The organism is Schaalia odontolytica (genome assembly GCF_024584435.1).
Lineage (GTDB): Bacteria > Actinomycetota > Actinomycetes > Actinomycetales > Actinomycetaceae > Pauljensenia.
In genome coordinates this window covers 688,538-708,913 of sequence record NZ_CP102197.1, presented here as the reverse complement: position 1 = coordinate 708,913, position 20,376 = coordinate 688,538, and the positions used below count along the sequence as shown (strand labels likewise).

Sequence of the window (20,376 nt, the reverse complement as noted above, 5' to 3'; positions counted from 1 at the left end):
ACCAATCAGAGCATGATTGCCAGATCAAACGGGTCACTCTTAGCTATTGGGACAGACTATTGCAACGAACCGGCTGTCGCCAGGTATGCCTGACGCAAGGCGCTCATGCTAGGGCCAGCAGACAGGATCGCGCGTGAGGAAGAGGCGAGAACGGCGTCCTCAACCCCGGCGAAAACCTGCCTGACCTGCGCCGCTCCCGCTCCCTGCGCACCCACTCCTGGAGCCAAAAACGCCCCGCGCAGAGCCGAAAGATCAAGGCCGAGTCGCTTGATCGCGTCCCCGACTGTCGCGCCGACGACGATCCCGGCGGGGCCAAGGTGCGATTTGTCACAGCTTGCGTTAAATTCCGCCAATTGGGACACAACGTCCCCCGCGACGCTCGCGCCACTGGCTCCGCGAGCGTGCTGCACGGACGCCCCCTCGGGGTTCGATGTCAGCGCGAGGACGAAGACGCCCCGACCGGTGCGCCGTGCCAGTTCGAGTGCGGGCGCGAGTGAGCCGACCCCAAGGTAGGGTGACAGCGTGACCGCGTCGCCTGCCAACGGAGACGAATCGGCGAGGTAGGCCTGGGCGTAGCCATCCATCGTTGAGCCGATATCTCCGCGCTTAGCGTCCACGATGCTCAGCGATCCAACCTCGCGACAGGCGGCGATCACCTCCTCAAGGACTGCCACGCCTCGTGAGCCGTGCCTCTCAAAGAACGCCGACTGAGGCTTGAAAGCCGCCACCCGCCCCCCGAGCGCATCGATGACGCGCAGCGAGAACTCGCGCACCCCATTGGCGTCGTCAGTGAGCCCCCAGGATGTCAGAAGCGAGGCGTGTGGATCGATACCGACGCACACTGGGCCGTGCTCGCGCATAGCGGCATAGAGGCGGTCGCCGAAGCCGGGCGACGCGGATGTTGTCGTGTGCGTCATCGTGTCTCCTCCGTTCGACGAGCGTCCCACTCCTGAAGGGAACGAACGGCGTACGCGCCGCGCTTGCGGACCTCAATGGCCTGAACCATCGCGTTGAAGGCCTGCAGCGTCGTCACCGCCGGGCAATCCTGTGCCACCGCCGCCGCGCGAATCTGGTAGCCGTCATTTCGGGGAGCGGATCGCTGCGGTGTGTTGACGACCATGTTAATGGAGCCATCGTTGATCAGGTCGACGATCGTGGGCTCCCCATCCTTGCCCCGCCCCTCCGAGGACTTGCGCACCGCGCACGCCTCGATCCCGTTTCGCCGCAGGACGGAAGCAGTGCCTGAGGTCGCCAGGATCGTGAAGCCCAGCTCGGCCATCCGCGCAGCGGGGAGCACGATCGCGCGCTTATCCGTATCCGCGATCGAGATGAAGATCGTGCCCGAGGTCGGCATGTCGGTGGAGGCGCCGAGCTGCGACTTGGCGAAGGCGGTCGGGAAGTCACGGTCGATGCCCATCACCTCACCGGTGGAACGCATCTCCGGACCGAGCACCGTGTCGACGGTTTCGCCTCGGCGCGTGCGGAATCGCTTGAAGGGCAAGACCGCCGCTTTGACCGCGATGGAGCCCCCGTCGTGAATCGTGCGCGCGTCCCGGGTGGGAAGGACCCCGCACGCGCGCAGCGACGCAATCGAGGCACCTACCTGAATGAGCGCGGCGGCCTTGGCAAGTTGCACGCCCGTTGCCTTCGATGCGAAAGGAACCGTACGCGAGGCGCGCGGATTTGCTTCGATCACGTAGAGAGTGTCGGAGAGCAGGGCGAATTGGATGTTGATGAGTCCGCGCACGCCCACCCCGCGAGCGATCGACTCGGTTGAGTCGGTGATACGCTCCAGCTCCCGTGCGGACAGGGTCATCGGGGGAAGAACGCACGAAGAGTCGCCGGAGTGAATCCCGGCTTCCTCAATGTGCTCCATGATCGCGCCCATGAATAGTTCTTGACCGTCGTACAGTGCATCGACGTCAATCTCAATGGCTGCGTCCAGGAAGCGATCGATGAGCAATGGGCCCCTCGAGAAGAGAAGGTCCGCGTCATGGTTCTCCAGGTAGTCGCGCATTCCAGCCTCGTCATTGACGATCGCCATGCCGCGTCCTCCCAGAACAAAGGACGGGCGAACGAGCACGGGGTAACCCACCTGATGCGCGATCGACAGAACCTGCTCGGGCGTGTGGGCGGTGTCGTGCGCGGGCGCCGGGCAGCCCGCGGCCTCCAGGACCTTGCCGAACTCCTCCCGGTCTTCGGCCATGTCAATCGCGTGCGGGCTCGTTCCCAGGATCGGCACACCCGCGCGCTCCAGGTCGGCGGCCAACGACAGCGGGGTCTGGCCTCCGAGCTGAACGATCATTCCCTTGACGGGGCCGGCCGCGCACTCCGCCCGGTAGACCTCCAGCACGTCCTCCAGCGTGAGAGGCTCAAAGTACAGCCTGTCCGAGATGTCGTAGTCGGTCGAAACCGTCTCCGGATTGCAGTTGACCATGATCGTGTCGTAGTGCTCGCGTAGCGCCATGGCCGCGTGCACGCACGAGTAGTCGAACTCGATTCCCTGGCCGATCCGGTTCGGACCCGCTCCGAGAATGATCACCGCTTCGCGGCTTCGCGGGCGAACCTCGTTCTCCTGATCGTAGGTCGAGTAGTGGTAGGGCGTGCGGGCGGCAAACTCCGCGGCGCAGGTGTCGACCGTCTTAAAGACGGGATGGATGGCGAAGGCCCCTCGCACCTCGCGCACGGTCTCCTCCGACAGGCCGCGGATCGCCGCGATCTGGCGGTCCGAAAAGCCGTGACGCTTCGCTTGCGCCAACACGGCGCCGGTGAGCGCCTCGGCCTGGCGGATCCGCTGCGCGACCTCGTCGAGAAGGAACATCTGGTCGAGGAACCACGGATCGATCTTCGTGGACTCGAAGAGCTCGGACAGGTTCGCTCCCCCACGGATCGCCTGCTGAACCTGCACGAGCCTGCCCTCGGTGGCCGTAGCGGCGGCCGCGACGAGCGACCTCGTCTGCTCGGGAGTCGGAGCCTGCCCGTCCCAGTGGAACTGCACACCCCCCTTGTCGATCGAGCGCAGCGCCTTTTGCAACGCCTCGGTGAAGCAGCGCCCAATGGCCATGGCCTCGCCAACCGCCTTCATCGACGTCGTCAGGGTCGGATCCGCCGCCGGGAACTTCTCGAAGGTGAAGCGAGGCACCTTGACGACCACGTAGTCGAGCGTGGGCTCGAAGGACGCCGGGGTGGATCCCGTGATGTCGTTGGGGATCTCATCGAGGGTGTAACCGGTTGCCAGGCGCGCCGCGATCTTCGCGATCGGGAAGCCCGTCGCCTTCGATGCCAACGCGGAGGAACGCGAGACGCGCGGGTTCATCTCGATGACGATGACGCGGCCGGTTTCGGGGTGGACCGCGAACTGGATGTTACAGCCTCCCGTGTCAACGCCCACCGCGCGGATCACCGCAATACCGATGTCGCGCAGGCGCTGCATCTCGCGATCCGTGAGCGTCAGCGCGGGCGCAACCGTGATCGAATCGCCCGTGTGCACTCCGACGGGGTCAACGTTCTCGATCGAACACACGACCACGACGTTGTCCGCCTTGTCGCGCATCAACTCGAGTTCGTACTCCTTCCAACCGAGGATTGACTCCTCGAGCAACACCTCGGTGGTGATCGAGTCGGCCAACCCCTGCCCCGCTATGCGATCCAGGTCCTCGGGCGTGTAGGCGAACCCCGAGCCCAAACCACCCATGGTGAAGGAGGGGCGAACGACAAGCGGATAGCCGAGCTCGGCCGCCGCCGCGTGGCATTCCTCCAGCGTATGAGCGATGAACGAGCGTGCGACCTCGGCGCCCGAGCGCTCCACGATCGCCTTGAACTCTTCACGATCCTCGCCGGCGCGAATCGCGTCGATAGACGCACCGATCAGCTCGACGTCGAAGCGCTCCAGCACGCCCATCTCCGAGAGCGCAACCGCCGTGTTGAGGGCCGTCTGTCCACCCAGGGTGGGCAGCAGCGCGTCGGGGCGTTCCTTCTCGATGATCGAGGCGACCACCTCGGGCGTGATCGGCTCGACGTAGGTCGCGTCCGCAATGCCGGGGTCCGTCATGATGGTGGCCGGGTTGGAGTTGACGAGGATGACGCGCAGTCCCTCTTCCTTCAACACGCGGCACGCCTGGGTGCCCGAATAGTCGAACTCGCAGGCCTGGCCGATCACGATGGGACCGGACCCAATAACGAGAACGGAAGAAAGATCGTTCCTGCGGGGCATCAGCGGTTCTCCTTAGCGGCGATCATGAGCGACATAAAGCGGTCGAAGAGCAGCTCCCCGTCGTGGGGGCCGGCCGCCGCCTCGGGGTGGAATTGGACAGAAAAGGCGGGAATGTCGAGGGCTCGAAGGCCCTCCACGACACCGTCGTTGAGCCCGACGTGTGAGACCGTGATACGCCCGTAGCGGCCGGCGTCAAAAGGCGCCACAGAATCCGAACCCACGGGGGCGTCCACGGCGAAGCCGTGATTGTGCGCGGTGATCTCCACGCGCCCGGTCTCCAGGTCCTTGACGGGCTGGTTGATACCGCGATGACCATAGTTCAACTTGTAGGTACCGTAGCCGAGGGCTCGTCCAAAGAGCTGGTGACCAAAACAGATGCCGAAGTAGGGGATGCCCGCATCCAACACGGCGCGTAGAACGCCCACTTCCCGGTCGGCCGTGGAGGGATCACCGGGACCGTTGGAAAAGAACACGCCGTCGGGGTTCAGCGACTCAATGTCGGCAAAGGAGACCGTGGAGGGGACGACATAGACACGCGCTCCTCGCGCAGCCAGGTGGTACGGGGTACGCGACTTGATACCCAGGTCGACGGCCACGACACGAGCAAGGGGGTCAGCACCCTCGAACTCGCCGAGCGGCTCAACGACGTACGTTTCCTCGGTCGACACCTGCGCGGCCAGGGCCTGGCCGCTCATCGCCGGAGACTCGGCCACGATGCGTACCAGGGAGGTGATGGCCTCCTCCGCCAGGTAGAGCGCGCCGGCGGGGAGCGCGTCACCGGAGAATATGCCCGCCCGCATGGCTCCGCGCTCGCGGATGTGTCGGGTGACGGCGCGAGTGTCAACGTCCGCGATGCCAACAATTCCCTGCGCGAGGAGTTCGTCCTCAAGTTCGCGCCGAGAACGCCAGTTGGATGCGCGCCTGGCGCCGTCGCGTACCACGAAGCCGGCGACCCAGATCCGTGAGGACTCGGGGTCCTCGTCGTTGACCCCCGTGTTGCCGATGTGCGGAGCCGTCATGACGACGATCTGGCGGTGGTACGACGGGTCGGTGAGGGTCTCCTGGTATCCCGTCATGCCGGTCGAGAAGACGATTTCGCCGAGGGTGCGGCCGCGAGAGCCCCAGGCTCGTCCCCGAAAGACGGTTCCGTCCTCCAGCACGAGCAGAGCGGTATTGCTCGACGTCATCGGTCCTCCTTGGCGATCGGGGCGGCGTCAACGACCGTCGGCACACCGCCGTAGATGGTGTAGCGCACCTGACCCGGAAGTTCCATGCCGCGATACGGGCAGTTGGTCGACCTCGTCCACTGTGCGGCGGGATCGACCGTCGTACGAACCGAGGCGTCAACCAGGGTGACGTGCGCGGGTGCGCCCTCGACGAGGCCTCGCCCCTGGGTGTCGACCCCTCCGATGCGCGCCGGAGCGGTGGACATGACGCGGGCGACGTCCTCCCACGTCATGCGACCGGAGTCGACCATCGTCTCGATGATGATCGGAAGCGCCGTCTCCAGTCCGGTCATTCCGAAGGCGCCGGCCTGCCACTCGCAGTCCTTCATCTCGAGAGGGTGGGGGGCGTGGTCGGTCCCGACGCAGTCGATCGTGCCGTCGGCCAAGCCCTCGCGCACGGCTTCGACGTCCTCGGAGCGTCGCAACGGCGGGTTGACCTTGAAGAGCGGGTCGTAGGTGGAGGCGAGCTGCTCGGTGAGCAGCAGGTGGTGGGGCGTCACCTCGGCGGTGATGTTGACGCCCTGCGCTTTGCCCCAGCGAACAATGTCGACGGATCCAGCCGTGGACAGGTGGCACACGTGCAGGCGCGAGCCGACGTGCTTGGCCAGCAGGATATCGCGAGCGATGATGGCTTCCTCGGCGACGGCCGGCCATCCCGCCAGGCCCAGCTGGCCCGACAGTGGCGACTCGTTCATCTGCGAGCCCTCGGTCAGCTCGGGATCCTGACTGTGCTGAGCGATGACGCCGCCGAAGCTCTTGACGTACTCGAGCGCGCGGCGCATCAGGACGGGGTCGGAGACGCACTTTCCGTCGTCGGAGAAGACCCTCACGCGCGAGCGTGAGCGAGCCATGGATCCCAGGGCCGCGAGTTGCTTGCCAGCCAGGCCCTTCGTCACCGCGCCAACGGGGCGCACCTCCACCCAGTCGGCCGCCTCCCCCAGACGCAGCACCTGATCAACGACGGCCGCCGTGTCCTGAGTCGGGGTGGTGTTCGCCATGGCGTGAACGGCCGTGTAGCCTCCGACGGCCGCCGCGCGCGTCCCGGTGAAAACCGTTTCGGCATCCTCTCCGCCCGGCTGACGCAGGTGCGTGTGCATGTCGACGAGGCCGGGCAGGGCGATGAGACCTGCTGCGTCAATGACGCGCGGATCGGTCAGAGCGCCTGACGCGTCGGGGCCGATGCCAACAATCACGCCCCGGGAGAGCGCAATGTCCGTCGCACCCTTTCCGAGCAATGAGGCCCCCGTGATGAGAATGTCGCGGGTCTGTTCAGTCATTGCGTTGTCCTTCCGATGCGAGGAGCAGATAGAGCGCGGCCATGCGGATGCACACGCCGTTGCCCACCTGTTCGACGACTACTGATTGGTCCGAATCGGCTGCTTCGGCGCAGATCTCAAGGCCGCGATTCATCGGGCCGGGGTGCATCACCACGGCGTGAGGGTCGAGGCGTGCGAAGCGTTCGGGAGTGAGCCCGTACTCAGAGTGATAGGCGCCCGGGGAGGGAAAAAACCCGCCTCCCGCTCCGGACATCCGCTCGCGTTGGACCCGCAGCATCATGACCGCGTCGGGCCGAGACGCGATCGCATCATCAAAGTCGTAGGATGTCTCACACTTCCAGGCCTCCACGCCGATGGGCAGGAGCGTGGGGGGTGCAACGAGGGTGACGCGGGCACCGAGCATCGTGAGAAGATCGACGTTGGAGCGCGCGACCCGCGAGTGGAGAATGTCGCCGACGATAACCACGTGCGCTCCATCGAGTCCCGTGCCCGCGTGCGGGGTCCCTCCCCCGGTCGCGTAGTGGCGCCTGAGCGTCATCGCGTCGAGCAGTGCCTGGGTGGGATGCTGGTGGGTGCCGTCTCCCGCGTTGAGGACGGGAAGGTTCATCCAGCCGGCGTGCGCGAGTCGGTGGGCGGCTCCCGACGAGGAGTGGCGTACCACAACAGCGTCCGCTCCCATTGCCTGCAGGGTCAGGGCGGTGTCCTTGAGAGATTCCCCCTTGGAGACCGAGGAACCTCGGGCCTGGAAGTTGATGACGTCGGCGCTCAAACGCTTGGCGGCGGTCTCGAAGGAGATGCGCGTGCGCGTCGAATCCTCGAAAAAGAGGTTGACGACGGTCTTACCCTGAAGCGTGGGGAGCTTCTTGATGCCCCGGTTCTGTGTGGCGGCCATCTGCTCCGCCGTGTCGAGGATCAGAACCGCCTCCTCGCGCGTCAGGTCGCGGATCGAAATGAGATGGCTCAGGCTCATCGCTTATCGGCCTTTCCCGAGAAGGACGCCGTCGCGCCCGTCCGTTTCGTCAAGCAAGATGGTGACGGTCTCCTCGCGCGACGTCGGCAGGTTCTTGCCGACGTAGTCGGGCCGGATCGGCAGTTCCCTGTGCCCGCGATCCACCAGGACCGCCAGCTGGACCGCCGACGGTCGGCCGATCCTGGTCAGCGCATCGAGGGCGGCCTTGATGGTGCGCCCCGTGTAGAGCACATCGTCGACGAGAATAATGGTCTTTCCGTCGATCCCAGCGGCCGGTATCAGCGTTTCCTTCGGAGAACGAAGCGGCTGGCTGGCGAGGTCGTCTCGGAACAGCGTGGTGTCGATGATCGCCAGATCCGCGTAGGTGCCCGACACCTCGCGAATTCTGTTAACGAGGCGACGAGCAAGCGTCGCTCCTCGAGTCGGAATGCCCGCGATGACGAGGCCCTCGCCGCCTCCGTTGCGTTCGACGATCTCGTATGCAATACGCGTCAGGGAGCGCGCGACGTCGCCGACTCCCAGTACTTCTTTGCCGCGCTGAGCGCGATCGGCATGCAGTGCTGCCACTGCTAGCTCCTTCCCCGCCTCACGGGACGGTCATTAAAGGATTCATATCGCCATCATGGTACGCGCCCGGCGCGCATTCGTCACGGCGAGGCGGGCGACGGCGTGCGAGTCAGCGACGCATCGTGGCCGTGATCGAGGGCGTAAGCATCCCGGAACGATCGTCGTGACCTCATTCAGCCTCCCAACGACAGCGCCCACATCGAACGGGTGCGAGAGGGTATACCCGGTAGGGGTATCCTATGATACCCCTACCGGGTATAACTCACGGGCCGCTCGCGTCGCCCCATCCCACTGGGTATCGAAGGGGAAAAACCGGTAAAATTACGCGTGTGCACGACTCGCGTGCGCCAATCACAGCGTCACCACAGAAAGGTCACCAATGACCATCGAAGAACTTCCCCTGACCGAGGTACGTAGCGACGGTTGCGGCTGCGGCGCACACGAGGGTGCGGAGCCGATGATCGACGCATCGGCGATCCCTCACCGGATTCGCCACGCCGCCGTACTCGGCGCCGCCCAGTCGATGAATGCGGGCGAAGCCTTCATTATCCGCGCGCCGCACCTGCCCAGGCCCCTCCTGGCCCAAATCGCCCAGCTACCCGGCGAGTGGACCTTCGAGGTGCTCACGGACGGCCCCGAGTACTGGGACGTGCGGGCCACCCGACTCGCGCTCTAGTTTGTCACCGAAGCACACAAACAACGAAGAGGTGGCCGGTTCCCGCGAAGGGACCGGCCACCTCTCATCAGCGGATGAAACTAGTACTCCTGCAGGAGCTCGTCCAGCTCATCGTCCACGGACGCCCCGTCGAGCGGCGTCGCGCCGTCGGGAAGGGAACGCGACGGCGCAGTCTGCTCCGCCAGGTCAGTGTGCTCACCGCGGACGGATTCCGAGGCCTCCCCCGCCGAGGTTGCCTCGTCTGCGTCGGTGCGCCGAGACCATGCAGGGGACTCTAAGTCCTTGCGGATCGCGTCAAGCACTGCGTTGACGAAAGCGGGAGACGTGTCGGTTGAAATCGAGCGGACAATTGAGACTGCCTCGTCGATCACGATGATCGGCGACACCTCGTCGTTTTCCAGCATCTCCCACACGGCAACGCGCATGACGGCCAGATCGACCGCAGCAATCCGATCCAGGCCGGGAACGCGGGCGTGGGCGGAAATCAGCGAGTCGATGCGGCGCAGGTTGTCCGCCACTCCCCCGATGATACGAAGAGAAAACTCCGGCAAGGGGGTCTGAGCCGCGGTGATGACGCGGCGTTCGCGCAGCAGGTCGCGCAGCGCGTCGGGATTGGAACCCATCCCGCGCTGATCGGCCTCGTAGACCACGTCGGCCGCGCGCTTGCGGGCCTTCGTGCGCGACGTGAAGCGGTGCTGCTTCGACATTACTCGGTCACGCGACCCGAGTACGAGCCGTCGCGGGTATCGACCTTGACGCGCGTTCCTTCCTCCATGAAGAGGGGAACCTGGATCTCGTAGCCCGTTTCAAGCGTCGCGGGCTTGGTGCCGGCCGAGGAGCGGTCGCCCTGCAGGCCAGGCTCGGTGTGGGTGATCGTCAGGACAACGGTGGCGGGCAGCTCGACGAAGAGGACGGTGCCGTCGTGCTGGGAGACGATGACGTCCTGGTTCTCCACCATGAAGTTGCGGGCGTCGCCCACGGTCTCGGCGGGCACGTTGATCTGCTCGTAGGTCGACTGGTCCATGAAGACGTAGTCGGTGCCGTCCTGGTACAGGTAGGTCATGTCGCGGCGGTCCACGGTCGCGGTCTCGATCTTCAGGCCGGCGTTGAATGTCTTGTCGACGGTCTTACCGGACAGGACGTTCTTGATCTTGGTGCGCACGAAGGCCGGCCCCTTGCCGGGCTTGACGTGCTGGAACTCGACAACCTGCCAGAGCTGGCCGTCAATCACCATGACGAGGCCGTTCTTCAGATCATTTGTCGTTGCCACAGGGGTACCTCACTCGTGAAGGAATCAGTAATCAGAGGTCAGTCTACACGCGCGCGCCACCACATCGGCGACTTCTTGCGGGGTGCGGGTGCTCGTATCCACTGTTGCATCGGCCACGCGCTGATACGAGATCCGGGCCCGCTCCATCATGCGGGCAAGAACGGCGCGAGGCGCTCCGAGTCCGACCGATCTCGGTGCGCCGAGTCCTTCGCGGCGAGATACCGCCGAAAGATCGGCGCTGAGCTCGACGACGATCGCCCCGGCGCGGCGCGCCCGGTCAACGGCGGCGGCAACAACGGGATCGAGGGGTTGGGATGCCCCGAGGGTGACAATGCCCTCGCGCAGGTCCAGCGCACGAAGAGCTTCGTCGCGTGCGACGTCGGCCAGCCTCGCGTCGCGTCGAACGACGAGGGAGCGCATGCTCGCCCCAAGCTTGGCCTCCACCGCGCGATCCACCTCGTGAAGCTCGAGACGATAGGAATCGGCGAGAATCCGGCCAACCGTCGTCTTGCCGCTCCCCGTGACGCCGATGAGAACGACGAGGCTCATGAGGGAATACCGATTGCTCGCGCTGCGTCAACGAGCTCGGAGTGCTCGATCGTCTCGGTTCGAGGGTTCGCGATGCCATGCAAGAGGACGAAGCGCAGCACTCCGCGGCGGACCTTCTTGTCCGAGGCCATGATCGCACGCAACCGCTCAAGGTCGGTGCCCTCGTATCGAGTGGGCAGGCCGAGTCGCGAGAACAGCGCATCGTGCCGGGCGACGTCGGCGTCCGTGAGGAGACCTCGGGCGCGGGCCAGTCGCGCCGCGAAACAGCATCCGACGGCAACTGCGTCGCCGTGACGCCAGCCGTAGTCGTTCGCTCGTTCGATCGCGTGCGCGAGGGTGTGCCCGTAGTTGAGGATCTCGCGGAGCCCGCCTTCCATCAGATCCGCGGACACGACCCGCGCCTTCACGGCGATGGCGCGGGTCGTAATCTCGCCGAGCGCAGCGCCACCGGGATCCAGGAGCGCCTCGGGCTCCGTCTCTTCAACCACCGTCAGGATCGTCGGGTCGGCGATGAAACCACACTTGATGACTTCCGCGGCACCGGCGGCCAGGTCGGCGCGCGGCAGCGTGGCGAGCAGATCCATGTCTGCGACGACGGCACTGGCCGGATAGAACGAGCCGACGAGGTTCTTGCCCACGGAGGTGTTGATGCCGGTCTTACCGCCGACCGCGGCATCCACCATGCCGAGCAGGGTGGTCGGCACATTAATGAGGGTGATCCCCCGCAGCCACGTGGCAGCGACAAAGCCCGCCATGTCTGTCGTCGCTCCCCCGCCGAGGGCGACGATGGCGTCCTTACGCCCGAGCTGGAGATCGCCGCACCGATCCCACAGGGAGGACACAACCTCGATCGTCTTGCCGGCTTCGGCGTCGGGGTGGTCCGCCAGGCTCGCCTCGTAGCCGAGGCCGCGCAGGTGGTCGGCGAGGGCGTGGGCACGAGAGGCCAGCGGACGGGCGTGAATGATGAGAACCCTGGTGGCGGCCGCGTCAAGGGCCGAGACGATCGGGGCAAAGCCGAGGCCTCGTCCGACGGTGATCGTCGAGGGGCGCGGCCCGGTGACGGTGATGGTGGTCATGAAAGCTCCAGGTGTTTAAAGATGGTGGCTGCGACGTCGGACGCGGGGCCGGGGCCACTTGGCACGACGAGCGTCGCGACGGCCCGGTAGTAGGGTTCGCGTTCCTCCCGCAGTCGGCAAAGAACGGCGGAGGGATCCTCCACGAGAAGCGGCCTGTGCCTTCGAGACCCGGTGCGGCGCAGTAACTCATCGTGCGTCGCATCGATATAGACAACCGTGTGGCCGGCGAGGCGATCGCGGACCGCTTCGGTCACCACGGCTCCGCCGCCCAGGGAGATCACGGCCTCGCGCTCGAGCGCATCGGCGACGGCGCGGGCCTCTAGCAGCCGAAAGATCGCCTCACCTTCACTGGCGAAGATCTCAGCGATCGAGCGGCCCGTCCGCTCGACGATCATCGCGTCGGTGTCGATGTGCGGCACGTCCAGGTCGCGTGCGAGGAGGCGTCCCACCTTCGACTTGCCGGCACCGGGTAGGCCCACGAGCACGATGGGCAGGTCGGCGCTCATGCGCGTTCTCCGACGCGGCGCAGGTACGCCGCCAGATTGCGGCGCATCTCGGTCACCGAGCGCCCACCGGCGTGCTCAAAGAGCGCGTCCGCTAGCACGAGCGCGACCTCCGCTTCACAGATGAGCGCACCGGGAACGACCTGACAGGTGTCCGACCGCTGATGGAGCCCCACTGCCTCTTCCCCGGTGGCTAGGTCAACGCTGCGCAGCGCGCGCGGCACGGTCGAAATCGGTTTGAAGGCGGCGCGAGCAACCACGGGTGCACCGTTGGACGTTCCCCCTTCGATTCCCCCGGCGTGATTCGACGCGCGCACAAGGTGCCCGTCCTCCCCGCGCACGATCTCATCGTGTGCGGCCGAGCCGGGAAGGGCCGCTTGGGCAAACCCGTCGCCGATCTCGACCCCCTTGACCGATTGAATGGACATGAGTGCTCCGGCGATGCGCGCATCCAGTCGTTCGCGGGCGGTGACGTGAGAGCCGAGTCCCACCGGCACGTCATACGCGATCACCTCAACGACTCCACCGATCGTGTCCCCCGCGCGCTTGGCCTCGTCCACGGCTGCCTCGAAACGGTCGTTGTCGGCGGCATCCAGAGTGCGCATCGACGCCTCGCACAGCGCCTGCTCGTCCAGCGGAGTCGGGAGGACGCAGGACGTTGCGCGTTGCGAGCCGACAGCAACCACGTGAGACACGAGGCGGATCGCGCCAACCTGAGTGAGGAGCGCCTGCGCAAGCACACCGAGCGCGACGCGAGCCGCGGTCTCGCGGGCGCTCGCGCGCTCCAGGACGGGCCTGGCCTCCGCGAGGTCGTAGGACAGCATACCGGGAAGGTCCGCGTGTCCGGGTCGAGGCCGAGTGAGCGGGCGATTACGTGCGATCTCGCGTTCATCTCCGGTGCCCGCGTCAATGAGCAGATCGCGTGGATCCACGGGGTCGGCGCTCATCACGGTCTCCCACTTGGGCCACTCCGAGTTGCCGATACGAATCGCGATCGGCGCCCCGGTCGTGACTCCGTGGCGTACCCCTGCAAGGATCGTCACCTCGTCGGCTTCGAACTTCTGGCGTGCGCCGCGCCCGTAGCCGAGGCGCCGACGTGCCAACCCCGATCGTAGGTCGTCCGTCGTGATCTCAACCCCTGATGGGAAACCCTCGATCGTGGCGATCAAGGCGGGCCCGTGCGACTCTCCGGCGGTCATCCATCTCAGCATGTCCACCAGTGTCCCACATCGCCGAATGCTCCTGCGCGCCTGCTCTCATGGGGTGAACTACGATTGGGGCGTTGTCTCGCCCGGCCCTGCGCCGGGTTCCGTTCCCAAAACGTCAATGACGATGCACAGGGTGTCGTCGCCCGCGGCGAGGTTCGGGGGAATGGTGATGGCCAGGCGTGAGCCGACCTTCTGGTCAACGAGGGCAGAGACGAGGCCCGGCATCGCGGTGCTGAGCTTCACGACTTCGGGAACGCCGGTCTCCCACGTCGACACCCGCACGACCCCGTCGCTCCACCCGACGACTGTGAACTGTGCGACGACGCGGTCACCGTCGTGAACCTGAACGCCTTCGCCCTTGATGAGCGTCTGTGTCGTGACCCCACCCGGCAGGTCGGCGATGTGGCTGATGATGGGGCCCTCCGGGCTCATCTCGACGCTGAGCGGACCGACGCTTGCATCCACCGCTGTGCCGGTGGCAATCGAGGGAAGAATGTCGACGACATCGACCTCAACGGGGTGCTCCGCCCCCGACGAGTCCTGTGACGAAGCCATCGTACGCAACGCGAGCAGTCGGGAACCCTCGCGCTTACCGATGACCATTCGTGCGAGCTCGGGGCCTATCTGATCCGAGCCGACGATTCCGAGGCTCATCTGCGGGCGACCGGATTCGGAAAGCATACGTCCCGTGGCACCATCGAATGCCGTGATCGCGACCAAAACGGGAGAACCCTCGGTGATCTCGCGGCCCCCTCCCTCCTCGATGACACGCGCCTTGAAGCTGTCAATCTCCAACGGAGCCTTAATGTCGATCGTCGGCGTGGCCCCGACGCGCCCCGACACACTGATGCGCTCAAAGAGAGGGAGGACCGTCGATTGTGTCGCTGCTTCCGTCGTCAGCGTGGGTTCGGCAGGCGCCGTCGGCGTCAGAGCCCACCATGCGAGACCGCCTCCTGCCCCGATGAGCACGATCGCGAGAATCACGCGCAGGAAGATCGACGCGCGTGACGGCCCCCGCGAGCGTTCGGCCCGGGCGGCCGCCCTCTGGGAGGAGCCTTTCGAACGCCGAGCGCCCGACGAACCTGGGGTGGAAGATGCGTGGCTCATGCAGGAATGGTAGGAGACTGCGCGTCTATCTGCGCGATGAGCGCATCAACGCGCGGATCCGACGTGGCCAGAGGATCCTGTAGCGACAGCGGGACGGCAGCCGAATCGTCGAGGCGCACGTGGACCCAGTCGACGCTGAGGTCCGCCCGAGCATCCTCGGCCGCAGCAATGATCCGTCCGCGCAGGCTTGCCCTGGTGGAGGCCGGGGGCTGCGTCGTCGCACGCGCGACCGCCTCGGGAGTGGTGAGCCGGTGCATGAGGCCGCCTTCCTCCATGCGTGTACGCAGGCCCTGGGCCGTAATGTCGCAATAGGACAATTCGAGGCGCGCGACGCGCGGATCGGCCAGGGAAGCTCCCGTGCGGGCGCAGTAGGAGGACAGTAGGCGTCGCTTGATCGCGATATCGAGTTCCGTCTCGATGGAACTCCAGTCGCCGCTCTCGATGGCGTCCAGGCCCCTCCCCCACAGGTCGACCACGTAGGCGCGCATGGGATCCAGCTCGGCGGCATCGACGCGCGTCAGCACGCGCCCGCGAATCTCCCGCTGAAGGGCCACGGCACTGGTGAGGCGCCCATTGGCCAGCTCGATCGGAGCGCGACCGGTGAGGTCCGCATTGATCTCCCGGATGGCCCGCATCGGGTCTGCGAGTGCAAGATCCTCAATGTGGAGGCCATCCTCGATCGCGTGGATGAGAAGCTCGGTCATTCCCACCTTGAGCGCGCTCGTCGGCTCTGCAACGTTCGTGTCGCCAACAATGACGTGCATTCGCCGATAGGCACCCGAGTCGGCCAACGCCTCGTCGCGCGTGTTGATGATGGGACGCGAGCGCGTGGTCGCTGAGGAGACAGAGTCCCACATCTGGTCGGCACGCTGTGAGAACTGCAGTCGGGGGGTCGCCGCGCCGGTGTTGATCCATCCGTTGCCGACCAAAATCTGACGGGTGACGAAGAAAGCGACGAGGGCGTCCGCCACCTGCCGGAAGTCACGCCGACGGTGCAGGAGGTAGTTCTCGTGACACCCGCAGGAATTTCCCTGGGAGTCGAGGTTGTTGCGGAAGAGGTGGATGGACAGGTCGGTTCCGAGCTCGGCAAGGGCGCGGTCCGCCTGCGCGGCAAGATCGGCGAGAATGGACTCACCGGCCCGGTCCTGCTCAAGGAGGTCACTCAGCTGGTCGCATTCAGCCGTCGCGTACTCGGGGTGCGCACCAACATCGAGGTAGAGCCGCCCGCCGTTGCGCAGGAAGAGGTTCGAGGAACGACCCTGGTGTAGCAGCGGCTCGAACAGCTGGCGCGCAGCGTGTTCGGCGTCCATCGGGGCGCCGCCGGATGCGGAGGCGGCCGTCAAGCCGTACTCGGTTTCGATTCCGAAAACGCGACGCCTCACGTCACTGGCCGCCCTTCTGGACGAATCCCTGCACGAAGGCCTCGGCGTTTGTTTCGAGAACGGAATCAATCTCATCAAGCAGCGAATCGATCGAGGAGGTGCGTGCCTGGATGCGCCCCGCGTCGTCGTTCGTCTCGTCTCCGGGGGTCGGGGCTCCCGCAAACAGCTGGTTCGACATGGTTTCTCTCTTCTTTCGTTCGTCGTTAGCGGGTCGAGGTGTCGCGCGCGTCGGCAATCGGGAAGCGAACGAGGTCGCCCTCACCGGGATCAAACACGAGCGAGGTCCACGAGGCCTTGACGAGGTCGGGCCGATTGGCCACCGCCCATCCTCGCACGTGCGCCCGAGTGTTCGTGGGCGCGACGTCCGCCGCTCGCTCCACTTGCGCCTCGCTCACGAGGCGCGTGACCATGCCGGCCGCGGCGAGCCGGTAGGCCAGGCCGTGGTCGGGGCGAAGGTCCGCCCACTGCAGGTCCATCGCAGCCAGACGCGGGTCCGACCACTCCAAGCCGGCACGCTCCCTCTGCCGACTCAGAAGCTGATACTTGCCCACCCATTCGACGTCTGCGGACACGGAGAAAAGATCGGCGCGCATCCGATCAAGAACCGACTGCCAGCGCGTGAGAATCTCACGGTCGGCCTCGGTGGGCTCCACGCCGGTCTCCGCGAAGGTGTCCAGGACCAGGTCCAGATAGATCTGCTGGATCTCGGGGGCGGTGAACGAACCTCCGGCGGTGGGAATCGCGTAGTCCAGGTCGGGGTGGTGAGAGACGTTCCAGGTCTCCTGAACGGGATCGTCCATGACGAGGCTGTCCCAGCGCAGGTCCGTCCCCTGCTCCAGCGCCCACAGAACGAGAGAAGTCGTGCCGAAACGCAGGAATGCGGACACGTCGAACATGTTGCCGTCGCCGCCGATGACGTGCAGGCGCCTAAACTGAGCGGGATTTGCGTGCGGTTCGTCGCGGGTGTTGATGATCGGGCGATTGAAGGTTGTCTCCAGTCCCACCTCGTTCTCGACGAAGTCGGCGCGCTGGGACATCTGGAAGCCCGCCGACTCGCTCTTCTGGCCGATGCCGACGCGTCCGGCCCCGCAGATGACGGGACGGGTCACCATGAACGGCGTCAGAGCACGCACGATCACGTCAAGGTCGGTGGCGCGGGGCATCTGATAGTTCTCGTGGGTGCCGTAGGCCGCGCCCTTGCCGTCAGTGTTGTTCTTGACCAGGACGATGGGGGCTTCACCGCTTTCGGCGAGCCGCTCCATCACGCGACGTGCCACGACCTCGCCCGCGCGGTCCCACAGGAGCGCGTCGCGAGCGCCCAGGGCCTCGGGTGCGGAGTACTCGGGATGGGCGTGGTCAACGTAGAGGCGCGCGCCGTTGGTCAGCACGGCGCTCGTGGCCGCCGGCAGCGCCAACTCCTCCGGGGTTGGCCGTGCGACCCTTTCACTTCCCCCCGAGGGTGCGAGGTGGTACGGGTCGTCGGTGAGCAGGGAAGGATCGGCAGCGGCGCGCGACAGACGCATTCCGCGCAGGTCGTTGAGCGGATCTTCGCCCGTGTAGTCCCACCGTACGACACCCGAGCCCTCGCTTGCCGTGTTCTCGCGGCTCATCTGCCCGTAGGTGGCGACCACCCGCGTGGACAGAGCGATGGGGTTGGCCCAGGGATCGCCCGGACGGTAGACGCCGTACTCGGTCTCTGTGCCGATGATGCGTTCGCTACTCATATCGTCGATCCAATCGGTTTGACGCTGACAATCTCGGGCGCGAGTCCGCTCGTGCGTGCCCAGTCCTCGGGCGAGGAGGTGGCGGCCAGCTCCAGGGACTCGCTCATCTCCTCGCGCACGCCGCGCAGCAGATGTTCCATGAGCAACCCGTTCGCCCCACCCGACAGGGCGTCTTTGATGGCGTACTTCTTCGCGCGTTCCACGATACCGGCGATCAGCGCTCCCGAGACGAGATCCGACAGGTAGATGCGCTTGTGTTCGCCGCTGGCGAGGGTCGCGAGGAACAGGGCGGTCGTCTCGTTACGGGCGTACAGCGCGTCCACGGCCTGCCGCCCCATCGCTGCCACGGCCTCGGCGAGGCTACCAAAGCGTTCGACCTCTGCGGCGCCGATCGGAACGTTGGTCGTCAGATACTTGGAGAAAATGTCGAGCGCGCCGGCGCGATCGGGTCGATCAACCCGGATGCGCACGTCGAGTCGCCCGGGGCGCAGGACGGCGGGATCGATCATGTCGGCACGATTGGAGGCGCCAATAATGACGACGTTGTCGAGAGACTCGACGCCGTCCATTTCCGCCAGCAGCTGGGGGACGATCATGGTTTCCACGTCCGAGGAAACTCCGGAACCGCGCGTGCGGAACAGGGCCTCCATCTCGTCAAAGAAGACGACGACGGGGGTGTCGGATGCCGCGAGTGTGCGGGCGCGAGAAAAGATCGCTCGGATCTGTCGTTCGGTCTCACCGACGAACTTGTTGAGCAGCTCCGGTCCCTTGATCGACAGGAAGAACGTCGAGGCGCCGCCTCGCTTGGACAACGAGTTGGCGACGGCCTTGGCGATCAGGGTCTTGCCGGAGCCCGGCGGCCCGTACAGCAGAATGCCCTTTGGGGGACGAAGCCCAAAGCGGCGATACAGCTCCGGATGATTGAAAGGCATCTCGATGGAGTCGCGCACCTGAGCGATCTGTTCGTCCAGGCCACCGATGTCCGCATAGGTGACGTCGGGCACCTCCGGGGTCAGTAGCTGCTCGACGTCCTCTCGCACGATGCGTTCGAAAGCGATGCCCACGCGCGGATCCACGACCAGAGAATCGCCGGGACGCAGATTGCCGTGGCGCACGGGTCCGGCGAGCTCCATCAGGGTCTCCGCGCCGCCTTCGGTTGCGACGAGGACCCGGTCGGTGCCCACTATCTCCAGCACGGAGACGACCTGGCCCGATCGAGGGAAGTCATCCGCGGCGACCGCAACCATCGTGTCGTCGAGCCTGACCCACTGTCCGATCGACAGATCCGTCACGTCCAGCTGAGGCGAGACGGCGACTCGCATCCGCTTGCCGCCCTGCCCCACCTCGATCTGACGCGATGCGGGGAAGGAACGAAGGAAGGTTGCGAGCGTCTGCGGCGGACGGGAGACGTCCGCGAGCTCGCCCTGGAGCCGAATGAGCTCGGTGCGTGCGGTGGTCAGCGCGTTGGTGAGTCGCCCGTTCTTCTCCTCAAGCGACACGAGGCGCCGACGCAGCGTGCGCAGCTCGTCCTCCTCACTCATCTGCGTCTTCCTTCCGTCCCTCGCTCGCCCACGTGTCCGCCTGGGCGACGACGTCACGGCGCACTTTGCGTACCTTCTTCTCGGAGTTGACGCGCTGCCCGACCTTTTCCAGGGTCCACTCCTGCTCCTCGTCCCAGGCTCCACCCAGGCCCTCGGCCGCCTTCGCGGGGCGTGTCGTCCTCTCCTGGGGAGCCACGCCGGGGGCAAGCAGACGGGTGACGACGAGGAAACCGGTGTGTGCCACCATGCGATGCTCCGGTCGCACCGCCAGGCCATCGAGATGCCACTCGCGCCGCATGTCCTCCCACGCGATCGGGTCGGTGAAGCGCTGGGAGGCGCGCAACTCCTCCACCAGTCGAGACATCTGGGTCACCGTGGCGACGTAGCAGATGAGGACGCCGCCGGGCATCAGGGCGTGCGTGACGGCTCCGATGTTCTCCCAGGGGGCGAGCATGTCGAGCACGACCCGGTCGACGCTTGCGGGTGTCAGGCCCGCAAGGACCACGTCGACATCGCCGACGCGAAGATCCCAGGCCGGATGACGACGCCCGAACCACAGGTCCACGTTGGCCGCCGCGATGTCGGCGAAGTCTTGGCGCCTTTCGACTGAGATGAGGGAGCCGCCGGGTCCCACGGCGTCTAGGAGAGCCATCGACAGCGCGCCGGAGCCCGCGCCGGCCTCGACAACGCGTGCACCGGGAAAGATGTCTCCCATGTGCGTGATGACGCCGGCGTCTTTGGGGTAGACGACCGCCGCGCCCCGTGGCATCGACATGACGTAGTCCACCTGCAGTGGACGCAGGATCTGAAACTGGCGCCCCTCGTCGGTGACGATGACCTGGCCATCGGGGGCCCCGATGATGTCGTCGTGGTCGAACCCGCCCCGGTTGGATTGGAAGCGCCCACCGCGCACCAGGATGATCTGGTGGAAACGGCCCTTGGGGTCGCGCACCTGGACGCGATCGCCCTCGGAGAGCGGGCCTCGGCGGGTGGGCTGGCCGAAGCTGCCGACCGTATCGCAGTTATTTCGCTGAAGTGTCATTACGCAAAGGATAGCGCCTGAGGCGAGACGCGCCCACGCCAGAAC

19 protein-coding genes are annotated in these 20,376 nt (G+C 66.0%); 1 reads left to right on the top strand and 18 read right to left on the bottom strand.

Annotated features, from left to right (window positions below; translation table 11 throughout):
• Nucleotides 1–56 precede the first annotated feature (56 nt).
• From pyrF to pyrR, 6 genes are read right to left on the bottom strand one after another with little or no spacing between them, the layout of a single operon-like run.
• Nucleotides 57–917, bottom strand: coding sequence for an orotidine-5'-phosphate decarboxylase (gene pyrF / locus NQK35_RS03160; RefSeq protein ID WP_009211532.1), 861 nt, complete (start codon nucleotides 915–917; stop codon nucleotides 57–59).
• A complete protein-coding gene (carB, locus tag NQK35_RS03155) occupies nucleotides 914–4,213 on the bottom strand; it encodes a carbamoyl-phosphate synthase large subunit (protein WP_257114521.1) in 3,300 nt (1,099 codons plus the stop codon). Before carB ends, pyrF begins: the two co-directional genes overlap by 4 nt.
• Complete coding sequence (gene carA / locus NQK35_RS03150; RefSeq protein ID WP_009211530.1) at nucleotides 4,213–5,400, bottom strand: glutamine-hydrolyzing carbamoyl-phosphate synthase small subunit; 1,188 nt, start codon at nucleotides 5,398–5,400, stop codon at nucleotides 4,213–4,215. The genes carB and carA overlap by 1 nt, the downstream gene beginning before the upstream one ends.
• A complete protein-coding gene (locus NQK35_RS03145) occupies nucleotides 5,397–6,716 on the bottom strand; it encodes a dihydroorotase (RefSeq protein ID WP_009211529.1) in 1,320 nt (439 codons plus the stop codon). The genes carA and NQK35_RS03145 overlap by 4 nt, the downstream gene beginning before the upstream one ends.
• Nucleotides 6,709–7,686 (bottom strand): aspartate carbamoyltransferase catalytic subunit, encoded by a 978-nt coding sequence (locus tag NQK35_RS03140; protein WP_257114520.1) that lies wholly within the window; start codon nucleotides 7,684–7,686, stop codon nucleotides 6,709–6,711. Before NQK35_RS03140 ends, NQK35_RS03145 begins: the two co-directional genes overlap by 8 nt.
• Before the next feature lie 3 nt (nucleotides 7,687–7,689).
• Nucleotides 7,690–8,253, bottom strand: coding sequence for a bifunctional pyr operon transcriptional regulator/uracil phosphoribosyltransferase PyrR (gene pyrR / locus NQK35_RS03135; protein WP_048741453.1), 564 nt, complete (start codon nucleotides 8,251–8,253; stop codon nucleotides 7,690–7,692).
• Between the two features lie 379 nt (nucleotides 8,254–8,632).
• Between pyrR and NQK35_RS03130 the strand changes: the two genes are divergently transcribed.
• Nucleotides 8,633–8,929 carry a DUF2249 domain-containing protein gene (locus tag NQK35_RS03130; RefSeq protein ID WP_048741450.1) on the top strand — a complete coding sequence of 99 codons (297 nt, stop codon included), beginning with the start codon at nucleotides 8,633–8,635 and terminating at the stop codon, nucleotides 8,927–8,929.
• A gap of 80 nt (nucleotides 8,930–9,009) precedes the next feature.
• On the opposite strand, the gene nusB is transcribed toward NQK35_RS03130, so the two are convergent.
• From nusB to NQK35_RS03070, 12 genes are read right to left on the bottom strand one after another with little or no spacing between them, the layout of a single operon-like run.
• Nucleotides 9,010–9,636: a transcription antitermination factor NusB gene (gene nusB / locus NQK35_RS03125; protein ID WP_257114519.1), complete on the bottom strand. Its 627-nt coding sequence runs from the start codon at nucleotides 9,634–9,636 to the stop codon at nucleotides 9,010–9,012.
• Nucleotides 9,636–10,199 carry an elongation factor P gene (gene efp, locus NQK35_RS03120; protein WP_009055954.1) on the bottom strand — a complete coding sequence of 188 codons (564 nt, stop codon included), beginning with the start codon at nucleotides 10,197–10,199 and terminating at the stop codon, nucleotides 9,636–9,638. The genes nusB and efp overlap by 1 nt, the downstream gene beginning before the upstream one ends.
• Nucleotides 10,200–10,223: 24 nt before the next feature.
• Nucleotides 10,224–10,748 carry a shikimate kinase gene (locus NQK35_RS03115; RefSeq protein WP_009211524.1) on the bottom strand — a complete coding sequence of 175 codons (525 nt, stop codon included), beginning with the start codon at nucleotides 10,746–10,748 and terminating at the stop codon, nucleotides 10,224–10,226.
• Nucleotides 10,745–11,824 (bottom strand): 3-dehydroquinate synthase, encoded by a 1,080-nt coding sequence (aroB, locus tag NQK35_RS03110; protein WP_048741445.1) that lies wholly within the window; start codon nucleotides 11,822–11,824, stop codon nucleotides 10,745–10,747. Before aroB ends, NQK35_RS03115 begins: the two co-directional genes overlap by 4 nt.
• The gene (locus NQK35_RS03105) at nucleotides 11,821–12,330 is read right to left on the bottom strand and encodes a shikimate kinase (protein ID WP_048741434.1); all 510 of its coding nucleotides are present in this window, start codon (nucleotides 12,328–12,330) and stop codon (nucleotides 11,821–11,823) included. The genes aroB and NQK35_RS03105 overlap by 4 nt, the downstream gene beginning before the upstream one ends.
• On the bottom strand, nucleotides 12,327–13,538 hold the full coding sequence (aroC, locus tag NQK35_RS03100) for a chorismate synthase (protein WP_034230769.1): 1,212 nt from the start codon (nucleotides 13,536–13,538) through the stop codon (nucleotides 12,327–12,329). The genes NQK35_RS03105 and aroC overlap by 4 nt, the downstream gene beginning before the upstream one ends.
• A 57-nt stretch (nucleotides 13,539–13,595) precedes the next feature.
• Nucleotides 13,596–14,642 (bottom strand): FKBP-type peptidyl-prolyl cis-trans isomerase, encoded by a 1,047-nt coding sequence (locus tag NQK35_RS03095; RefSeq protein ID WP_257114518.1) that lies wholly within the window; start codon nucleotides 14,640–14,642, stop codon nucleotides 13,596–13,598.
• Entirely contained in the window at nucleotides 14,639–16,024 is a 1,386-nt protein-coding gene (gene pafA, locus NQK35_RS03090) for a Pup--protein ligase (protein WP_257114517.1), read from the bottom strand. Before pafA ends, NQK35_RS03095 begins: the two co-directional genes overlap by 4 nt.
• Nucleotide 16,025: 1 nt before the next feature.
• On the bottom strand, nucleotides 16,026–16,202 hold the full coding sequence (locus tag NQK35_RS03085; RefSeq protein WP_009211518.1) for a ubiquitin-like protein Pup: 177 nt from the start codon (nucleotides 16,200–16,202) through the stop codon (nucleotides 16,026–16,028).
• 25 nt (nucleotides 16,203–16,227) lie between these two features.
• Nucleotides 16,228–17,748, bottom strand: coding sequence for a depupylase/deamidase Dop (gene dop, locus NQK35_RS03080; RefSeq protein ID WP_257114516.1), 1,521 nt, complete (start codon nucleotides 17,746–17,748; stop codon nucleotides 16,228–16,230).
• Nucleotides 17,745–19,289 carry a proteasome ATPase gene (gene arc / locus NQK35_RS03075; protein ID WP_009211516.1) on the bottom strand — a complete coding sequence of 515 codons (1,545 nt, stop codon included), beginning with the start codon at nucleotides 19,287–19,289 and terminating at the stop codon, nucleotides 17,745–17,747. The genes dop and arc overlap by 4 nt, the downstream gene beginning before the upstream one ends.
• Nucleotides 19,282–20,331: a tRNA (adenine-N1)-methyltransferase gene (locus NQK35_RS03070; RefSeq protein WP_257114515.1), complete on the bottom strand. Its 1,050-nt coding sequence runs from the start codon at nucleotides 20,329–20,331 to the stop codon at nucleotides 19,282–19,284. Before NQK35_RS03070 ends, arc begins: the two co-directional genes overlap by 8 nt.
• Nucleotides 20,332–20,376 lie beyond the last annotated feature (45 nt).

Excerpts from the sequence above, each read along its gene's own strand:
- pyrF (WP_009211532.1), bottom strand. The coding sequence starts at position 917 with ATGACGCACACGACAACATCCGCGTCGCCCGGCTTCGGCGACCGCCTC.
- carB (WP_257114521.1), bottom strand. The coding sequence starts at position 4,213 with ATGCCCCGCAGGAACGATCTTTCTTCCGTTCTCGTTATTGGGTCCGGT.
- carA (WP_009211530.1), bottom strand. The coding sequence starts at position 5,400 with ATGACGTCGAGCAATACCGCTCTGCTCGTGCTGGAGGACGGAACCGTC.
- NQK35_RS03145 (WP_009211529.1), bottom strand. The coding sequence starts at position 6,716 with ATGACTGAACAGACCCGCGACATTCTCATCACGGGGGCCTCATTGCTC.
- NQK35_RS03140 (WP_257114520.1), bottom strand. The coding sequence starts at position 7,686 with ATGAGCCTGAGCCATCTCATTTCGATCCGCGACCTGACGCGCGAGGAG.
- NQK35_RS03130 (WP_048741450.1), top strand. The coding sequence starts at position 8,633 with ATGACCATCGAAGAACTTCCCCTGACCGAGGTACGTAGCGACGGTTGC.
- nusB (WP_257114519.1), bottom strand. The coding sequence starts at position 9,636 with ATGTCGAAGCAGCACCGCTTCACGTCGCGCACGAAGGCCCGCAAGCGC.
- NQK35_RS03115 (WP_009211524.1), bottom strand. The coding sequence starts at position 10,748 with ATGAGCCTCGTCGTTCTCATCGGCGTCACGGGGAGCGGCAAGACGACG.
- aroB (WP_048741445.1), bottom strand. The coding sequence starts at position 11,824 with ATGACCACCATCACCGTCACCGGGCCGCGCCCCTCGACGATCACCGTC.
- NQK35_RS03105 (WP_048741434.1), bottom strand. The coding sequence starts at position 12,330 with ATGAGCGCCGACCTGCCCATCGTGCTCGTGGGCCTACCCGGTGCCGGC.
- aroC (WP_034230769.1), bottom strand. The coding sequence starts at position 13,538 with ATGCTGAGATGGATGACCGCCGGAGAGTCGCACGGGCCCGCCTTGATC.
- NQK35_RS03095 (WP_257114518.1), bottom strand. The coding sequence starts at position 14,642 with ATGAGCCACGCATCTTCCACCCCAGGTTCGTCGGGCGCTCGGCGTTCG.
- NQK35_RS03085 (WP_009211518.1), bottom strand. The coding sequence starts at position 16,202 with ATGTCGAACCAGCTGTTTGCGGGAGCCCCGACCCCCGGAGACGAGACG.
- dop (WP_257114516.1), bottom strand. The coding sequence starts at position 17,748 with ATGAGTAGCGAACGCATCATCGGCACAGAGACCGAGTACGGCGTCTAC.
- arc (WP_009211516.1), bottom strand. The coding sequence starts at position 19,289 with ATGAGTGAGGAGGACGAGCTGCGCACGCTGCGTCGGCGCCTCGTGTCG.
- NQK35_RS03070 (WP_257114515.1), bottom strand. The coding sequence starts at position 20,331 with ATGACACTTCAGCGAAATAACTGCGATACGGTCGGCAGCTTCGGCCAG.